The 16467-nt window shown below is 38.1% G+C and carries 17 protein-coding genes; 6 read left to right on the top strand and 11 right to left on the bottom strand.

Annotation, left to right across the window (positions count from 1 at the left end):
• Positions 1-5: 5 nt before the first annotated feature.
• From ilvD to RQ359_RS07600, 3 genes are all read right to left on the bottom strand, one after another.
• Entirely contained in the window at positions 6-1691 is a 1686-nt protein-coding gene (gene ilvD, locus RQ359_RS07610; protein WP_054838299.1) for a dihydroxy-acid dehydratase, read from the bottom strand.
• A gap of 240 nt (positions 1692-1931) precedes the next feature.
• On the bottom strand, positions 1932-2312 hold the full coding sequence (locus tag RQ359_RS07605) for a PadR family transcriptional regulator (RefSeq protein WP_156017046.1): 381 nt from the start codon (positions 2310-2312) through the stop codon (positions 1932-1934).
• 118 nt (positions 2313-2430) lie between these two features.
• Positions 2431-3159, bottom strand: a complete 729-nt coding sequence (locus RQ359_RS07600) for a class I SAM-dependent methyltransferase (RefSeq protein ID WP_156017048.1) — start codon at positions 3157-3159, stop codon at positions 2431-2433.
• A 34-nt stretch (positions 3160-3193) separates the two neighbouring features.
• Here RQ359_RS07600 and RQ359_RS07595 point away from each other — a divergent pair, with 34 nt between their 5' ends.
• Positions 3194-3748, top strand: a complete 555-nt coding sequence (locus tag RQ359_RS07595) for a hypothetical protein (protein WP_054838301.1) — start codon at positions 3194-3196, stop codon at positions 3746-3748.
• Here RQ359_RS07595 and RQ359_RS07590 read toward each other — a convergent pair.
• From RQ359_RS07590 to RQ359_RS07565, 6 genes are all read right to left on the bottom strand, one after another.
• The gene (locus RQ359_RS07590; protein ID WP_156017050.1) at positions 3745-4632 is read right to left on the bottom strand and encodes a LysO family transporter; all 888 of its coding nucleotides are present in this window, start codon (positions 4630-4632) and stop codon (positions 3745-3747) included. The two genes, RQ359_RS07595 and RQ359_RS07590, sit on opposite strands and share 4 nt — an antisense overlap.
• Positions 4622-4903: an ArsR/SmtB family transcription factor gene (locus RQ359_RS07585; RefSeq protein ID WP_054838332.1), complete on the bottom strand. Its 282-nt coding sequence runs from the start codon at positions 4901-4903 to the stop codon at positions 4622-4624. The genes RQ359_RS07590 and RQ359_RS07585 overlap by 11 nt, the downstream gene beginning before the upstream one ends.
• 523 nt (positions 4904-5426) lie before the next feature.
• Complete coding sequence (locus tag RQ359_RS07580; RefSeq protein WP_054838305.1) at positions 5427-6242, bottom strand: nitrilase-related carbon-nitrogen hydrolase; 816 nt, start codon at positions 6240-6242, stop codon at positions 5427-5429.
• Positions 6233-7054 (bottom strand): NAD+ synthase, encoded by an 822-nt coding sequence (locus RQ359_RS07575; RefSeq protein ID WP_156017052.1) that lies wholly within the window; start codon positions 7052-7054, stop codon positions 6233-6235. Before RQ359_RS07575 ends, RQ359_RS07580 begins: the two co-directional genes overlap by 10 nt.
• 1 nt (position 7055) lies before the next feature.
• Positions 7056-8672, bottom strand: a complete 1617-nt coding sequence (locus RQ359_RS07570; protein WP_156017054.1) for a hypothetical protein — start codon at positions 8670-8672, stop codon at positions 7056-7058.
• Positions 8673-8698: 26 nt separating this feature from the next.
• On the bottom strand, positions 8699-9358 hold the full coding sequence (locus RQ359_RS07565) for a uracil-DNA glycosylase (RefSeq protein ID WP_156017056.1): 660 nt from the start codon (positions 9356-9358) through the stop codon (positions 8699-8701).
• Positions 9359-9463: 105 nt separating this feature from the next.
• Here RQ359_RS07565 and RQ359_RS07560 point away from each other — a divergent pair, with 105 nt between their 5' ends.
• The gene (locus RQ359_RS07560) at positions 9464-10660 is read left to right on the top strand and encodes a hypothetical protein (RefSeq protein WP_054838308.1); all 1197 of its coding nucleotides are present in this window, start codon (positions 9464-9466) and stop codon (positions 10658-10660) included.
• On the top strand, positions 10653-11321 hold the full coding sequence (locus tag RQ359_RS07555) for a chlorite dismutase family protein (protein WP_240900135.1): 669 nt from the start codon (positions 10653-10655) through the stop codon (positions 11319-11321). Before RQ359_RS07560 ends, RQ359_RS07555 begins: the two co-directional genes overlap by 8 nt.
• On the opposite strand, the gene RQ359_RS07550 is transcribed toward RQ359_RS07555, so the two are convergent.
• Positions 11299-11802: an NUDIX hydrolase gene (locus RQ359_RS07550; protein ID WP_054838310.1), complete on the bottom strand. Its 504-nt coding sequence runs from the start codon at positions 11800-11802 to the stop codon at positions 11299-11301. The two genes, RQ359_RS07555 and RQ359_RS07550, sit on opposite strands and share 23 nt — an antisense overlap.
• A 44-nt stretch (positions 11803-11846) precedes the next feature.
• Positions 11847-12458 (bottom strand): hypothetical protein, encoded by a 612-nt coding sequence (locus RQ359_RS07545; RefSeq protein WP_054838311.1) that lies wholly within the window; start codon positions 12456-12458, stop codon positions 11847-11849.
• Between the two features lie 53 nt (positions 12459-12511).
• Here RQ359_RS07545 and RQ359_RS07540 point away from each other — a divergent pair, with 53 nt between their 5' ends.
• The 3 genes from RQ359_RS07540 to RQ359_RS07530 all read left to right on the top strand — a co-directional run bounded on the left by RQ359_RS07540 (position 12512) and on the right by RQ359_RS07530 (position 16397).
• On the top strand, positions 12512-12718 hold the full coding sequence (locus RQ359_RS07540; RefSeq protein ID WP_054838312.1) for a hypothetical protein: 207 nt from the start codon (positions 12512-12514) through the stop codon (positions 12716-12718).
• Positions 12719-12961: 243 nt separating this feature from the next.
• The gene (locus RQ359_RS07535) at positions 12962-13420 is read left to right on the top strand and encodes an HIT family protein (RefSeq protein WP_054838313.1); all 459 of its coding nucleotides are present in this window, start codon (positions 12962-12964) and stop codon (positions 13418-13420) included.
• Positions 13407-16397, top strand: a complete 2991-nt coding sequence (locus tag RQ359_RS07530; RefSeq protein WP_156017058.1) for an FAD-binding and (Fe-S)-binding domain-containing protein — start codon at positions 13407-13409, stop codon at positions 16395-16397. The genes RQ359_RS07535 and RQ359_RS07530 overlap by 14 nt, the downstream gene beginning before the upstream one ends.
• The last annotated feature ends 70 nt before the right edge of the window (positions 16398-16467 follow it).

Here is a 16467-nt window from a genome sequence, read left to right as displayed (position 1 = left end):
AAACTTCATTCATCAGCTTGTAGAACGGCACCCTTGGCTGAGGATGACACTAAGCTAGCGTACTGTGCAAGTAGTCCTCTTCTATAGCGTGGATCTGGAGCCTTCCATGTCGATCTTCTCTCTTCGATTTCCTTCTTTTCCAATTCAACTTGTAATAATCCGCTTTCTCCGTCTATTTCTATAATATCTCCGTCCTTAAGTAATGCTATAGTTCCTCCTACTATAGCCTCTGGAGCTACGTGACCAACCATGATTCCTCTAGTGGCGCCGCTAAACCTGCCGTCTGTAATTAATGCTACCTTCTCTCCTAGACCTTGACCTACAATAGCGCTGGTCACTGCTAGCATTTCTCTCATTCCTGGTCCACCCTTAGGTCCTTCATACCTTATCACTACTACGTCGCCTTCCTTTATCTTTCTATCTAGGACAGCGCGGAAGGCTTCCTCCTCTGAGTTGAACACCTTTGCTGGTCCCTTATGTCTCTTCACCTTGCTTGCAGATACCTTCATTACTGATCCTTCTTCCGCTAGGTTCCCCCTAAGTATTCTTATTCCACCAGAAGGTAAGAATGGTTCCTTTACGTCTCTAACTATGTGGGCATGGGATATTTGAGGCAACGTGAATTCCTTTAGGTTACGTTCCATTGTCTTTCCTGTTACTGTAAGTACGTCTCCATTTAGAAGGCCAGCCTCAAGCAGCTTCTTGAGAATCAAAGGAGCGCCTCCGACTCTATGAAGGTCATACATTGCGTATTCGCCTTCAGGTTTCAGGTAAGCTATCGTTGGAGTTCTCTTGCTTATTCTATCAAAATCGTCCAGCGTCAACTTAACGTTAGCTTCCTTAGCTATTGCAAGTAGATGCAGGACAGCGTTAGTTGAACCACCAGTAGCCATAAGCATAGATATGGCATTTTCGAAAGCCTCAAAAGTCATTATATCTCTTGGCTTTATTCCGTTTTCAACTAGTTTTCCAATAGCTTTGCTTGTTTCCTTTGCATATCTAACCCTCGCGGAATCCACAGCGGGAGGCGATGCACTGCCTGGCAAGGCTACTCCTAATGCCTCTGATATTATTCCCATTGTATTGGCTGTATACAATCCTGCGCAAGTTCCAGGTCCGGGAATAGCGTTGTCCTCCATGATCCTCAAATCCTCTGCAGTCAACTTCCCAGCACTGTAGGATCCCACTGCCTCATAGACGTCCTGAACTGTGATTGGTTTTCCCCTGAAAACTCCTGGTAGTGCTGAACCTCCGTACATGTAAATGGAGGGTATGTTAAGTCTAGCCATCGCCATCATCATCCCCGGTCCAGTCTTGTCGCATCCTCCGAAAGCTACGAAGCCGTCATATCCGTGAGCATTAGTAACTAACTCTATCGTGTCCGCTATCACCTCTCTGCTTACTAGGGAATACTTCATACCTTCGCTTCCCATGGCTATTCCATCAATGACGACTGGAGCCGTGAAAACCCTCGGCGTTGCTCCGGCTTCTCTCACGCCTTCCTTGGCGACTGATGAAAGCCCTAGCAAATGTATGTTACAAGGTCCTGCCTCATCCCATGCGATTGCTATTCCAACTAGAGGTTTTGAAATGTCATTATCATTAAGTCCCATTGCCTTTAAGAAAGCCCTATTAGGAGCTTTTTCATATCCTCCGTAAATAAGGTTTGACCTTCCCTTTATAGAACTCATGGGGATTCCTTAGCTCAAAGGGATTTAAAAACTATGACTAGCCAGATAGTTCACTTTGGCTTGGTAACTACCTTATTAGAGGTTCTGATTTCAAATCAGTTAAGAACTATCTTTTACTATTAACTATTTCTTATTCCCTTATAGCTTCTATAGATACAAACCTAAGTCAAGACAAGTTTATAACAGTTATTATCTATATCTTAAAGAAATATAAACTGAGATATTATCCATAATAAGATCTTATTTGCTCTCTTTAAGTTGCTTAGTATTTTGATTTTCGTTCCTTTTTGACTTCTGATTGTAATCATCAACTATTTTCTCTAAAATTTCTATATATTTCTTTAATATTGGTATATGGAAATCTAAAAATTCATTGCCCTCTTGACTTAGCTTATAGTATTTAGTCCCATTAACATCGTAAGAATTTACGAGTCCAGTCTTTTCCATTTTCTTGAGCGTTATATACACTATGTTTCTTTTTATTTCTTTATTTAGTAGAATATCTAGTTGTTTTTTTATTTCGTATCCATACATATCTCCTTTGTAGAATAAAAGAAATGCTATTAGAATCTGTATAAGTCCTTTAAGTATCATCATCTTTGGTTTTTCTCTAAAAGGCATAGGTATCTTTTCGTCAACCTAATTAAAAAAATAAACTGCCACTTTTATCTATTTCATCCTGACGTGCAGTCTTCATCATGTCAGATAAGGCCAATTTAATCATCTCTTCTCTTTATGTCTATACCTTAGATATTATAGTCATCTCGGAGTCCTCTATACTAAATCCCTTCCATGAATGACCTGCGACGATTTCTATTGGCTTCAATCCAGCCTTCTTTAAAATAGACAGAACCTCATGCAGGCTGTATAGTCTCTGGCTATATTCTATTTTACCTATTTCTTTGTCGTTCATAAAGTACGTTCTCCTTACCATTAATCTTGAAGTGGTTGGATCGAAAGTTTCTCTAGATAGGACTAAATAAGGAGGAGCATATGTATAATATTCATTTGGTTTATTATAAATAGTATAATCCCTATTATCTAGATTTATTATAACAAGACTCTTGCTGACTTTCTTCAATTGATTTAAAATTTTTACGTCGTCCTCTTCCTCGTAGTAACCTAGACTATTGTTTATGTTGATTGTGATGTCAAATTTCTCGTCTTTAAAGATATCCTCCAAGTATCTCATATCTCCAATCTTGAATGTAGCTCCTTGAGTGTTCTCCTCAGCTGCCTTTATCATTTTTTCAGATATATCAACACCAACTACATTAAAACCCTTCTTCACTAAGAAGTGAGAAATTCTGCCTATTCCACATGGGACGTCTAGGATTCTCTTTCCGGTTGAGTACTTTGACGTTACCTCTGATATCCATGAGGCCCACTTCTCCCCTTCGTCCCATAACTTCATGATTTGCTTAATGTAAAAGTCTGATTCGAATACTAGTTTCTTTTCAGTTTCCATAACTTTAAACTGTCACTCGACAATAAAATATGCTATGAAGGTATTGTTGCTTTTTATGGTTATTTTAGTTCTAGTGTTTCCTTTTATGACCTTAGGAGTATCGCCATCAACTTACCTTTACACTGTTAACATTGCTGACGGTCAATTCTTGACTGCCTATTCCTATAATTATACTGTTACTTCATCAACTTTTACATCTTATGTTCTTACCATATCTTTTCCTAACGGTACCCAAATTTACAGCAAGTCCTTAATTGATGGCTCCTCCTGTTTTCCTAACTTCATTCCTTTCAGTGGTCATAACGTATCAATTAGCTACGTAGGGCAGGTTGCGATAGAAGGAAATCAGTACAAAGAATTCAAGGGAACCACTGAAATATATAACCAAACTATACCTATATCCGCATACTTTCTTAACGGAGTTCTCTTTAAGCTGAATGGTACTTACAACCACATAACTTTAAACATGGTTAATATAGAACCTCCACAAAGTACCCCTTCAAATACCTTAGAATATATTCCTATTATAGTAGTTTTTGCAGTTATAATCATAGGTATAGTAGTTATGATAAAGCTGGGAAAAATTTAGGGCAAATTAAGCATTAATGGAAGTATTATAGGGATAACGGCAGTTAGTGTAACTCCGCTAAATACGGCTGTGATTACGTATTCGTCACCCAGCAGCCCTATGTAGAGGGGTAAGGTTGTGTCCATTGAGGTTGCGCCTCCAACCGCAATTGCAGAGTAAGGGCTGTATTTTACCTTCAAAAGAAATGGTATTAGAATGTAAGAGAACTGCTCCCTGAAGAAGTTAATTAAGAAAGCTATCGATCCATAATATGGAGAATAATATGTTGAGACCAGAGGACCCGTGAACGTATACCATCCGCTACCCATAGAAATTATCTCGTCTAGTTTAAGGTTTCCTAAGCCTATAATGTAAAGAATAACGCCAGATATGAGGTTTCCTATTACAACTAAAATTAGCGATAGACCCCCCTTACTTAGTGATTTTCTTATTACATCTATGCTAATTGATTTTGAGGTAGAATAGCCTAGGAAGGAGGCTAAAAACAGCAACTCTATGTTAATTAATGTTCCGTAGCTTAACTCCGGTCTTATTCCCATTCCTACTATCCATCCCAATACAAACGGGATTCCGTATCTATATTGGAAGCTTGCTATGTCTTTCCTTCTCAATTTTATCTCTTCTTTTTTCTGATCTAATAGAAAACCTAAACTGTATGTAACTATTATTACAATTATAGAACCTAAAATAGAATAAATTAAAATAGAACTTATGTCGCTAAAGGAAACCGAGGTACCGGCCCACAAAGAAATAGAAAAGATTAGAACGTAAACTACTATGTCGGACAATTTAATGACGACTTCTATTGACTTTAGCTTTCCTAGTATTCCAAACCCTATATAAAGTAAGATGAAAATTAGTGAAAACGTTAGCTCATTTAGCATCGTAAAAATTGGGTTCCTCTTCCTTTAAATATTTTTCAATACTTCTAGCATTTTTAGTAACAACATAAATATTTTTCCTTTTATCAGCCTTCTTACTTATTATGCCAAATTTCTCTAATAATTCAATATGATATTTAACTGTAGAGTAATTTAAGTCTAACTTCTTTGCAAGTTCATATGCAGTACATGGTTTATTTTGCAATTCAAAAATAATCTTCTTTCTAGTATCCCATCCTTTGTTTTCGAGTAGTTCTTCCATTTTGACTAACATATCTAAAGATAGCCTACCATAAGGTTTAACTCTGAACATTTTTACTCAAGTTCAAATAGCTTTAACTCAATTAATCTAAGTTAAAATAGTTTTAATAGGAGGCTATTGTAAAATTATTTAGTAGAACCACTTTTTATTAAATTCTTGAAAAAAACTAGTATAATAATAAAAGAAGTTATGAAAGAACCAATAAAGTAATAATCTCCTTTTAGACCTAAAATAAGTAATAATATAAAGTAAAACGGTATTATAAGCTTGTAATTAGATCCAGATAGAAATAAACTAATTGTTATCGCTGGTATAAGAAAGAATGGGCTAATTATCGATAAAAGTAGCGTAATAATAAAAATTATTATTAGTATAATTATTAAAGGACTGTACCTTTGAATCAGCATTAGCATCAACTAAATATTTACGAGACCTAAACTATTAAACAGCACTCAATCGTTTAATTATATTTATGATAGATATGAGATTCTCGTTACGACGTAAAGTTGACTTTAAGCTTTTATTTTGATATCTTTTACAATTTAGATAAGTATCTATGAAATTCGCTTCTATGGTCCTTAAATCCTGAGTTTAATCTAGATATTCTATTCTCATTAATATCGATGACAGTTATAGCATTCATCTCCTCTAATTCTTTCATTTCTAACGTTATCTTTCCTGAGGGGGACGAAACCATCGATCCTCCCCAGAAGTACTCTTCATCCCCCTGTCCTACCATGTTTACGAATATGACCCAAACGCTGTTCATTAGAGAGTGGGCTACAATTAAAGACCTCCAATTGTCTCTAATATCTTTTCCAGTTAATCTTAAAGGAGACGCTGAAATTATAAAAATAGCCTCAGCTCCCTTCCTTGAAAGTAGTTCTATTGGTTCTGGATGCCATGCGTCTTCGCATACCACGACTCCCAGTCTTTTTCCATTAAATGAAAATGTTTTCGCAGTTCTCAAATCACCTGGTTGAAAGTATCTTTTCTCGTCGAATAGCTCATAGTTAGCCAAGTAAAATTTATCTATAAAGAAGGGTTTTCTTCCATTTCTTATAACGGATGCGGAATTTCTGAAAATCCCTGGTCTAACTTCCCTCGGAATTCCTACAATAACACAGTTTTGTTTCCTGTCGACAATCTCCTTTATTTTCTGTATCCCGCTCAGAGCCAGTTTAGAGGAATTATAGAACGCATCTTTGGATATATAACCAGTGAGAGAGAGCTCAGGGAATACTATACAGTCCGCATTAGAATTTTGTATTATTTTTAGATGTTTTTCTAAGTTTCCCTCAACGTCACCAGGCTTGACGTAAATTTGAGCTAACTCTACTGTTAACCCCATATCCTAGGATACCTCCAATCTGAACCTACTGTTCTTTCGCTTATTTTAAAGATTTCAGGTGTTCTTCTCTTATGTTCGTTCATCTTAACTAGCTTCACTATTCTTTTCACAGTATTTTCGTCAACTCCGGTCAGTTTAGACACCGCTTCAGGTTCCATGAACTTTTCGAAACAGTAGTAGAGTATTTCGTCAGCCTTCTCATAGGAAATTCCAAGCTCTTCCTCCGCAGTTTGTCCTTTCCATAGAGCGGGAGAACTTGGCTTTTCTATTATCCTTTTAGGTAGGTTCAAGTATAAAGATAGCCTTCTAACTTGAGACTTATAAAGATCTCCAATAGGCAATATGTCAACTCCTCCATCTCCATATTTAGTAAAGTAGCCCAGTAGAATTTCACTCTTGTCTCCAGTCCCTACTACCAAGTAATTTAACTTCTGTGCATATGCGTAGAGAAGCGTCATCCTAGTTCTAGCCTTGATGTTACCTATGATCAATCTGTCATGTATTCCGGTTTTAGATACTATAGTTGATACAACGTCATCAATGTTTATTTCCTCATGGGGAGGATTACCTACAACGTTCAGCATCTCCTTAGAGTCCTCTATATCCTCCTTGGGCGTACTTTCAGATGGCATTAGTAGGACGAACACGTTATCGGTAGCTTCCCTTAGGAGTCTAAGGACTAGCGACGAGTCTATTCCTCCGCTAAGTCCAACTATAGCTCCATCTTTTCCAGCTGCACGTATGTAATCTCCTATTCTCTTTACAAGGTACTTTGAAACGAATCCCCAGTCCAGTTCAAGTTCTCTTATCATATTATGAAATTGTAGAGGAAGATATATTAAACGAAGTTAAGTTTACCTTATATTCTCCAATATAGTAAGACGAATATACCTGAACTGTAAGACAAGATCCGTTTACTGAAAGGGATTTGTTGTCCGTAAAAGCTTCAATTGTTGCGTTAGATCCAGGCTTTATATAATTACTAGGCGTATAGTTCCATACCATGTTGAGGTGATTAGGAACCGAAACTCTAACTAAAGTAATGTTAACTGGAGAGTCCCCCACATTTTCAACCGTTATGTTAACTGATGTTATTGGCTCGCTCTTACCGTTCACGTTTACTTTCACTACTTTTACTGGATCTTGACTTACGTATTGACTATGGGCTAACAGTCCTAAACTTCCCACCACAACTAAAGCTGTAAGCAGTATTGTCGAGATTTCGCCTTTAGGTATCTTTATTTGAGGTAAGTTGTTTCTTACATTGTTGAAATCGTAAAGCTGAAAGACAGATAGGAACATGAGCATAGGCCATACGATGAAATATTCACTCAATGTCCTCCATGAAAACCACATTATCAGCATGGGGTATATCCACAAAGTTTCCCTTAGTACGCCAAATCCTTTATAATACAAATATAGAGAAAGGGATCCTATCACTGTCATCATAAAGGTGAAATACCAAGGTTCTACCTCAAGAATCCCGGTAAAATTAAGTACTGTAAGTCCAGTTAAACCTACTGGGATTGTAGCTACATCGGTAGTAAAAATATGTAAAAATCCGTATGGGTTCCAAATTAAGAAAGGCAGAGATAATCCAATGATTGATATCGTAAACCCATTTAACGTTTTAACGAAGTCTTCCCTTGATGTTTTAAACTTATATATAAGCAGGAAAGGAGTTATAAGCCAAGAAATCTGGTTGAATAAATTTGCAAGACCTAGAAATAAACCTCCTTTCCATCCGCTCTTGAGGTAACCTAAAGCTATGAACGTAGCCCATATTGAAGCTGACACCCCACTAAAGCCAGGTGCCTCAACGTCCGCAGTAATGAATAGGAAGATAATTGGCAATACAGCTATTGGATCTTCCCTCTTTATCCCTACCCTAAATATTATGAGAGATAGCAAATCCTGGAAAATTATATTTAATATGTTAGTAAAATAAAGTGGTAAATTTAATGCAGATAATACTAATATTATAGGTATGTAAAGTAAGAATGATAACGGTGGATAGATAAAAGCATGAGTAATTCCTCCATAAACCGTATACGTAGGCTTAACCCCGAGGGGTTGATAATTAAAAGATGTATATGGGTCATATCCTTTCAAGAGATTCAACGCAGCCTGCACGGTGTATTCTTGATCGTCGGTACCAAACCCGTGAATTAGGCCTATGGATACTATTGTGAAGATAGCCATGGAAATGTAAAACACTACCTTGTCTATCTCGCTGATCTTTCTCTCCCTTGATAGAAGTTGTGGACTGAGGCTAAACATGAATATAGCTATTATCCCAAAGAACGAAATGGACACTAAGGCTGCCTCAACTGGATTATTAAGGATATTTAGCTTAAAATTTAAAATAAATAGCGAAGACAGGATTATCATGCCCACCAGTACGTAGACTACGCTTCGCCTCAGATCCATCATTGTAGATATCTAAGCCAGAAGTTTTAAGCATTATCTGAGTCAAGAAGTGATTTTATTTTTTTGAAAACATTTATCCATTTCTCCCAAGTCAATCTACCACTTATAAAGTTTTGTTGGCTAGGATGATAGGAGGCTATAATCGTTGTCTTACCCACTTTATACGTTGCCATATGGGAGAATTTGCCATGAACGTTAAGGACGTACGTTATAGCTTCAAAGGAGATCCTTCCTAGCGTTAGAATTACCTTCAAGTCGGTTAGAAGTTGAATTTCCCTGTTTAGGAAATATGAACAATTGGTTATTTCCTCAATAGTGGGGACATTTCTTGGTGGGGCACACTTAACGGCATTGGTTATGTAAACTCCCTTAAGCTCTACAAGGTCTTCCCTGCTCTCGCTTTTTGGAGATGAGCTAAACCCTATTTCATACAAGGCTCTGAATACCCTTTCCCCTGACTTATCTCCAGTGAAAACTCTTCCAGTCCTATTTCCCCCATGAGCAGCAGGAGCCAACCCAACTATTAGAAGCTTAGCTTTAGGATCTCCAAAACCTGGTAGCGGTTTACCCCAATATTCAAAGTCCCTATACTTAGGTTTCTTTTCTAACGCTACTAACTTTATGTAAGCAGAGAGCCTTGAACACTTATTGCAATTGATGATTTCGTTTTCTAATTCATTTATCATAATTTTTATTGGCTAAGATTTTATATTTAAGTCTCAAGGTAAAGAACTTGGGATAAGGTTTTTCTATTATGTACTCGTATTAATGTCTAAGAAGGCTTGATTAGAGTGAAGATATTACAAGTATTTTCCGACGAGAATGAACCTAAGGTGTTATGTTCTGTTGTTGAAAAAGAGGGACAAACAAAAGACATACTTCAAATAGAGCTCAGGGATAACGGTCTTCATATATATAAAAGGAATATGGACGATGAAGACCATTATATACTTCCTCCAGTTCCTGAGATTGATAGCTTAGTTAAGGAAATAATAGAGGAAGTAGCAGACGAATTAAGCGTAGAAGCTATAGTATATAAGTATGGGCAAGACAATGAAACTGAGGATTTAGTTTTAGCTGGAACGTGGCATGATCTAGAAAAACTTGCTCTGGCAGCATCTAAACATGCTGCAGTTTCAGCGGACGTGGAATCTAAGGTAATAATTGGAATAGTTAAGTTTTCTAACTTCATTCAGGCTGCAACGTTACTGAGAAAGGAAGATTCTTTTCCTATCATGCAAGTCTTCGTAGACTTCTCAACGGACCCACACACGGTAAAGCTTTACAATGAGATGGGACAGTTGATCGAGAATAGGAGGGAAAACGTGAATGACTTTGAGGAATACGTAAAAGGTCTCACTAACGAGGAGGACTCGGTTATCGTATATAGGGAATCTATAGGCCGTTCTCCTTCACCTACTGAGGTAAAGTACTCTAACGGTGAAACCAAGTATGTCGGCGTCATATTCAAGTACATTATAGGTTTCAATCCTGAGGACTCCTCTGATCCAAAGGTAAAGAACAAGAGGAGACTTTCCACCATAATTAGGGGTACAACATATCTAGACAGGCTATCTGAAGGTAGTGGAGTCGAGGTCATGATAGGCAATCCAATTACATTGGATCAGCTTGTTAAAGAGACACTTAAAATCAAGAGGAGAATACAAAGAACTTTATCCAAGCTTGGCATTCAAGCTACAGATATAAACTACTTTGGGGCAGATGAATCCATACTTAAGGAAATTAAGGACAGTAACCCTTGGATGCTTCTTGTCCCGATAGGATTTTTAGTAGTCGGTTCAACCAAGAAGGAATTCGATGAGTTTGCCTCGAGAATAGTTATGGGACCTACCCCAGACGGCATGGAGATACTAGATGAGGAAATTAAGAGCAACCTTTCCAACATGTTCGTGGGATATTTAGCCAGCCTAGAGGAAGCCCTAATTTTATACAACGATATTGATGAAGAGGTGTCAAAGGATGAATGAAGCCTTCATGTATGTAATGTCAATTAAGTTTGACACGTCATGGTGGTCTAAGAGTAAGGACGAAAGAGCTTCCTTGATTTCCTCACTTGAAGAAACTGAAAATAAAATAAGAAGTAACCTTATCTCCTTGAAGAGGTTTGTTTCTGTCAGAGGAAATTCTGATTTACTCTATTGGTTCTCATCTGCAGACACGGACTCGCTTCTAAATTCAAGGTACTCAGTTCTAGCATCCTTGAGAGGTGCAGCAAGTGAAGGCTATTCCATGATCTCGATATTCAGACCATCTCCTTATGAGATGGGAGGTGGTACAGATGTGTCTAAAATACTTAACCTACCACAACTTCAATACTTCGTGGCGTATCCAATGAAAAAATCTCCAGAATGGTACTTGCTTCCTTTTGAGGAGAGAAGGAAAATTATGGGAGAGCATATAAACATGGCAAAGTCGCATCCTAAAAATCAGGGGATACGCTCATATACGACTTACTCTTTCGGTGTACAAGACGACGAGTTCGTGGTCTTATACGAGATTCCTTCGCTTTCAGACTGGACTCATGTAGTTGAAAAGTTGAGAGAAGCTCTAGCTAGAAAATGGATAGTGAATGAAGCTCCGATACTAGTAGGGGAGACAAAGGATATCAAGTCTGCTTTCTTGCTATGAAATAGATCGCAATAATAGTTTTTGCATCAACGATATCCCTTCTTTCTACCATTGCAAGGGCATCCTGTATCTTTACCTTAACTGGCTCTATTATCTCATAAGGTTCAGGCTTTGCTCCTACGTAGCGTAACCCCTTAGCCAGAAATAGGTGCATTTCTTCGTTAGTTATTCCAGGCGATGGGTAGAAGCTTAGTACCTCGTCAAGCTCCTCAGCTTGATATCCAATTTCCTCTTCAAGTTCTCTTCTTGCCGTTGTAAAAACGTCCTCACCATCCTCTACGCTTCCAGCAGGTATCTCAAATATGTACTTTCCAATTACTGGTCTGTATTGTTTTATTAAAATAATTTCATCTTCACCAATTAGAGGTAATATCGCAGCAGATCCTCTATGTTTGATGATTTCCAACTCTCTCTCAAATCCGTTAGGTAAAGTTACCTTTTCTACTTCGAGGCTAAACTTCCTTCCATTATATATTTTCATGGCTTAGATATCTCCTTTTCTTCTTATTTTTTATTTTTCTGACTTTAACCCTCTTTCTGTTTCCATACCAACCTCTTTACGTATGTCATGGCTTCCTCATACGCTCTCTCCCAGTCAATTTTGAAGAGAACGTAGCCTAGAGCTCCAAATATGACTATAGATATTAAACCTATTTCTACTGGATTAACATTTACTACTTCTGATATTGCTTTTAAACCTAAAAACTCAGTTCCTATTTCAATAAAACTTTTTATTACCTTAGCTACTATACTTATTTGTAACATTGACAAAACGTTAAGCTTGGCCGCACCTCCAGCTAAATACAGGAAATCGTCCATCGGAAGGAAAGGCATAACTGATGCAATAAATAGGGTAATTGAAAACCCTCTATTAACTCCGATTTTCTTCAGGAATATAACATTTCTGTTCTTTTGAAGCGGTTTCTTAGCTGATATTCCTATGGCATACATTACTGTCTTAGATGTTGCTGCTCCCAATCCCGTGACTACGCTTACTATGACGAATGAAAGAGGTGTTACACCGTTCTGGAGAAGAATAGTTGTTGCAATTATTGTATAAGGTCCTCCGAAGAAAGGTGTAGCATTAAAGGCAAAAGATATGGTGAAAAGGAAAAGGAGGACGCCAACATTAAGCATTAATTAGATTTAGACTCACTGCTTAAAAGTTCTATCAAGATGAAGTCTATTTCATGAAAGTAATCTTAGAAAACCCCGAGTTCACGGGTGACATAATAGAGGTAAGGCTTAACGGTGAGTCAATAATGAATTTCTCTCCCTCCAGGATAAACAGTCGTAAAATAGTAATGGACATAGGGGGCATTCCTAGGAAGGGTAATAACATTTTGGAAATAATAACTTCCAAAGGTGGTTACATAAGGCGATATATAGAAATTTGATTTTATGTTTTATACTTTTTAAGTCTCGTTAAAGCTCACCCTTATAATCAATATGTTTTTATTTTTAATTGAATTTATGGAGATTCTACCTATGATTGTTCAAGAAATAGTATTTCTTATATACAGAAACTGATATACATCAAGCTAAGCTGTTTCATGTATGTGATAAAATTGAAAAACAATGCAAGAAATTTTCATACAAAGGCTTTTATGGACGTATAAGCAAAAATAGGTGATACTTTAATGTGTTTGTTCTGTGATATAATAGAACACAGACAAAAATCTTACATAGTTTATCAAGATAGTTACGTTACTGCATTCTTGGATAAGTTTCCCATTAAACCTGGACATACCTTAGTGGTTCCAAACGTACATTCAGAGAACTTCTTAATGATGGATAGTAAAACTTCATGTCAGTTGTGTAATACGCTAAAGACTATTGCGATAGCAGTTAAGGGAGCATTAAAGGCTGACGGCATTAGGTTAGTGTCAAACATAGGTGAAAGTGCAGGTCAAGTGATATTTCATACACACTTCCATATTATGCCAGCTTGGTCTCAGGAACCTGACTTTCCCTCCTTTGTTCCCCGAAAAGAGCAAACGGAAGAGTATTATAGAAGTATGCAAAGTGTTATTATGGATGCAATCAAGTCTGTTTTATCAAATAGTCAAATTCATGGTGAAGTAAATGAGTCTACGTGAGGAGCTAGAAAAACTCTTTGGAGATAACTTTCATGACGACTTAACCAGCAGACTATCTCACTCATCTGACATGGGTTTCGTTCCGGAGCTGGTCTGGAGCGGAATTAAGCTCAAGATAGTTCCAGACTATGTGGTATATCCAAAGAACGTAGAAGATGTAATAGAGCTAGTAAAGCTAGCAGCAAAGTATAACGTTCCCATTACACCCTACGGCAGGGGAACAAACAGATATGGTAACGCTATCCCTGCAGATGGTGGTATATTGATAGATTTCTCTAAAATGCAAAACGTAAGTGTCGACGAGAACGAGAGAGTTGCAATAGCGGATCCAGGAGCTACGTGGAAATTAGTTGACATTTATGCCCAATCTAAGGGCTTGCAGTTGAGGACCTTCCCTTCCAGTTACGACTCAACCGTTGGAGGAGGTATAGCCGGCGACGCCTTGGGTATAGGATCCTACGAGTTCGGTTTCATATCAGACAACGTGAGTTTCGTTGATATGATAAACACAAAGGCAGAACTAGTTCATTTAGAAGGCAAGGACCTTGCCCTCGCTTGTGGAGCTGAGGGAATAACCGGAGTGATAGTTAGGGCAGGTATGAAGCTGAAACCTTTCACTCCGTACGAAGCTATGGTAATATCTTACGCCAATTTAGACCAAACTGTAAAGGGTATAGGCGAATTCTATAGGGAAGTGGTTCCTGCTTGGCATATTCAAGTTAGGGGTCCTGGTATATCCTCGTATATAGCTGAGAAATTCAAGGCTAAATTAGATCAAGGAAAATGGAATATGGTTATCCTTTACCCATCAAGCAGATCTACATTAGTTGAACCAAAATTATATAGGATAGCTCAAAGCACGGGAGGTAATATATTTGAAGGCGAATGGACAGGATGGTGGTCCTTCAATCATGGTGTCAATGCAGCCCTTAGAACTAAAGGAATGTTAGTTCATCAGCACGGTTTAATACATTACACTAAATTGAGGGAGCTTCTTGAAAGCATGGAGAAGTTACTCGGCAAGCTAGGTATGATAACTCCAGACGGAGGTTATGACGTTGACATAGACCTCGAAAAAAGAGAAGTTCTCCTAGTTAACGCGTTCACTGAAGTTAGCGTTAGTCCAGTTGATAAGAAGGTCATATACGACCTAGCTAAAAATACCTTGATGATGGAGGAGTTCATAAAAGCTGGAGGATCTCTGCTTTCTATAGGTATATTCGCTCACAAATACACTAAGAACAGATTAAGTGCAATGGGTAAAACATTCTCTGACTACGGCATTGACAGGTTTGAATACATCTCCAAGTATAAGGAGCAAACCGATCCAGAGGAGATAATGAACCCAGGTAAGGTCTTGGACCCTCAGAGGAGAGCGAAAGAAGTTTTAGAGATTCCTAAGAAACAGAACGAAGCGCTTAAGCTTAGGTTTGGAATTGGGCTAGCAAAGAAGCTTGCTCCTGGAGGTGAGGTTGATGGTTACAAGTTCGTAAGCAACTACTTAGGTGACTTTGCTGACTTCGGTTTAAAATGTATAGATTGTGCCATGTGTGTTACAGTATGTCCACAGTACAGATTGATTCCAGAATGGCCGTATGCACCTAAAGGTATGTTTGATATGGTAAAGGGAGCAATAGCATATTACTACCTGAACGGTTCAATAGACATACCTGATAGCACAATTGCGGAAATATCTGGTTGCCATAAGTGTGGACTGTGCGACGGTGTATGTCCAGCTAAGATCCCAATATCCACGTTATTGATAAAGCTTAATGCAGCAGTAGCTAAGAAAGCTCCAGACGAGCCAGCTGTAGATCTTCCTTTAATCAGCGATGCTTCCTTAGCTGACGTTGTAGACAACAGTAGCGAGAGTGTTCTCTTCGTTGGTAAAAATATAATAAATAATCCCAACGTAGCAATTGTAGCCCTAAAGTTCTTGAAAATGTTGGGACTCAAGGTTCGTCTAGTAGGTACAACAGGCGATAGCGGGTTTATGGACTATATCAGTGGCAACGGATCCATATTGATGGACAAGATGAAGAAAAACTTTGATATGTTCTCGAACACATTAGAGGTGATAACGCTAGCTCCAGAGGACTATAAGACGATGGCCGTGGCGTATAGAGATTATTCGAATTTCGCTAAAGCCAATTCAATGTTCGACGTAATCCCATTCGACATTAGGTTACTTAAGGCTGTAAACGTTGACGGAAATGGTGAGGAAGTTAATCTACATGTGGCATGCTTCTCTTCAGATTATGCAGACGAGGCCATGAAAAGATTAAGGGATAAAGGGTTCAAGGTAAAGAAGATAGAGGGGTGTTCAGGAGCAATATTAGAACGTAATCTGGGAAGAAGGGCTGACGTAATGGCTAGAACATTGGGAGAGAGATATGGAAAGATAGTGACCCTTTGTCCTCTTGCAGCAGCTAAGTTTAGAAGCGTAGGTATTCAGGCAGAGACCCTAATAGAGTTCCTCGCAAAGAAAGTCGGAATAGCAGTTGACGAATACGTGATTACTTCGTTTAAGGTATCTGACGAAGAAAAGAAGCAGCTTCAAGCTTCAGTTTCAGCCTCCATACTTTCCTCTTTGATGGGGAGGACAGACATAATGGTAGAGACCCTAAGCTTTTCATCTTCAGGTATGGACGAATATAAGAAAATTATAGAGCCCTTAATTAACGATGCAGTCGAGGAAATGGGCAATTCCATAGCAGCCAAAATTGATGATTTAATAAACAAGGCTTCGGCTAGCGGCGGAAACAAAGTTTCTGTAGCTGCAGCTTACGTTAGGGCACTCTCAGATCTGATGTCAAGCATTCAACTAGATCAGGTTATACAGCCTCTAGTTTCCACGTTGAAGTCTAAGACAACTGACGAATTTGACGAAAAGACAGTTATTTCGTCGATAGTAACCTTAATTAGACAGAACGAAAGTAGAATTAAGGACATTGTAGCCCGTAAAATTTCAACATAAAATGATTTCACTTTTTAACCTTTTTCCTCTCTTCTTGTTTTTTAATATTCGTCTTAATTCAAAGATTTAC

This window comes from Sulfuracidifex metallicus DSM 6482 = JCM 9184 (genome assembly GCA_032834875.1).
Lineage (GTDB): Archaea > Thermoproteota > Thermoprotei_A > Sulfolobales > Sulfolobaceae > Sulfuracidifex > Sulfuracidifex metallicus.
This window is presented reverse-complemented; position numbering and strand designations above follow the sequence as displayed.

Bases quoted from the DNA above. Each gene is read 5' to 3' on its own strand.
- ilvD (WP_054838299.1), bottom strand. From the start codon at position 1,691: ATGAGTTCTATAAAGGGAAGGTCAAACCTTATTTACGGAGGATATGAA.
- RQ359_RS07605 (WP_156017046.1), bottom strand. From the start codon at position 2,312: ATGCCTTTTAGAGAAAAACCAAAGATGATGATACTTAAAGGACTTATA.
- RQ359_RS07600 (WP_156017048.1), bottom strand. From the start codon at position 3,159: ATGGAAACTGAAAAGAAACTAGTATTCGAATCAGACTTTTACATTAAG.
- RQ359_RS07595 (WP_054838301.1), top strand. From the start codon at position 3,194: ATGAAGGTATTGTTGCTTTTTATGGTTATTTTAGTTCTAGTGTTTCCT.
- RQ359_RS07590 (WP_156017050.1), bottom strand. From the start codon at position 4,632: ATGCTAAATGAGCTAACGTTTTCACTAATTTTCATCTTACTTTATATA.
- RQ359_RS07585 (WP_054838332.1), bottom strand. From the start codon at position 4,903: ATGTTAGTCAAAATGGAAGAACTACTCGAAAACAAAGGATGGGATACT.
- RQ359_RS07580 (WP_054838305.1), bottom strand. From the start codon at position 6,242: ATGGGGTTAACAGTAGAGTTAGCTCAAATTTACGTCAAGCCTGGTGAC.
- RQ359_RS07575 (WP_156017052.1), bottom strand. From the start codon at position 7,054: ATGATAAGAGAACTTGAACTGGACTGGGGATTCGTTTCAAAGTACCTT.
- RQ359_RS07570 (WP_156017054.1), bottom strand. From the start codon at position 8,672: ATGGATCTGAGGCGAAGCGTAGTCTACGTACTGGTGGGCATGATAATC.
- RQ359_RS07565 (WP_156017056.1), bottom strand. From the start codon at position 9,358: ATGATAAATGAATTAGAAAACGAAATCATCAATTGCAATAAGTGTTCA.
- RQ359_RS07555 (WP_240900135.1), top strand. From the start codon at position 10,653: ATGAATGAAGCCTTCATGTATGTAATGTCAATTAAGTTTGACACGTCA.
- RQ359_RS07550 (WP_054838310.1), bottom strand. From the start codon at position 11,802: ATGAAAATATATAATGGAAGGAAGTTTAGCCTCGAAGTAGAAAAGGTA.
- RQ359_RS07545 (WP_054838311.1), bottom strand. From the start codon at position 12,458: ATGCTTAATGTTGGCGTCCTCCTTTTCCTTTTCACCATATCTTTTGCC.
- RQ359_RS07540 (WP_054838312.1), top strand. From the start codon at position 12,512: ATGAAAGTAATCTTAGAAAACCCCGAGTTCACGGGTGACATAATAGAG.
- RQ359_RS07535 (WP_054838313.1), top strand. From the start codon at position 12,962: ATGTGTTTGTTCTGTGATATAATAGAACACAGACAAAAATCTTACATA.
- RQ359_RS07530 (WP_156017058.1), top strand. From the start codon at position 13,407: ATGAGTCTACGTGAGGAGCTAGAAAAACTCTTTGGAGATAACTTTCAT.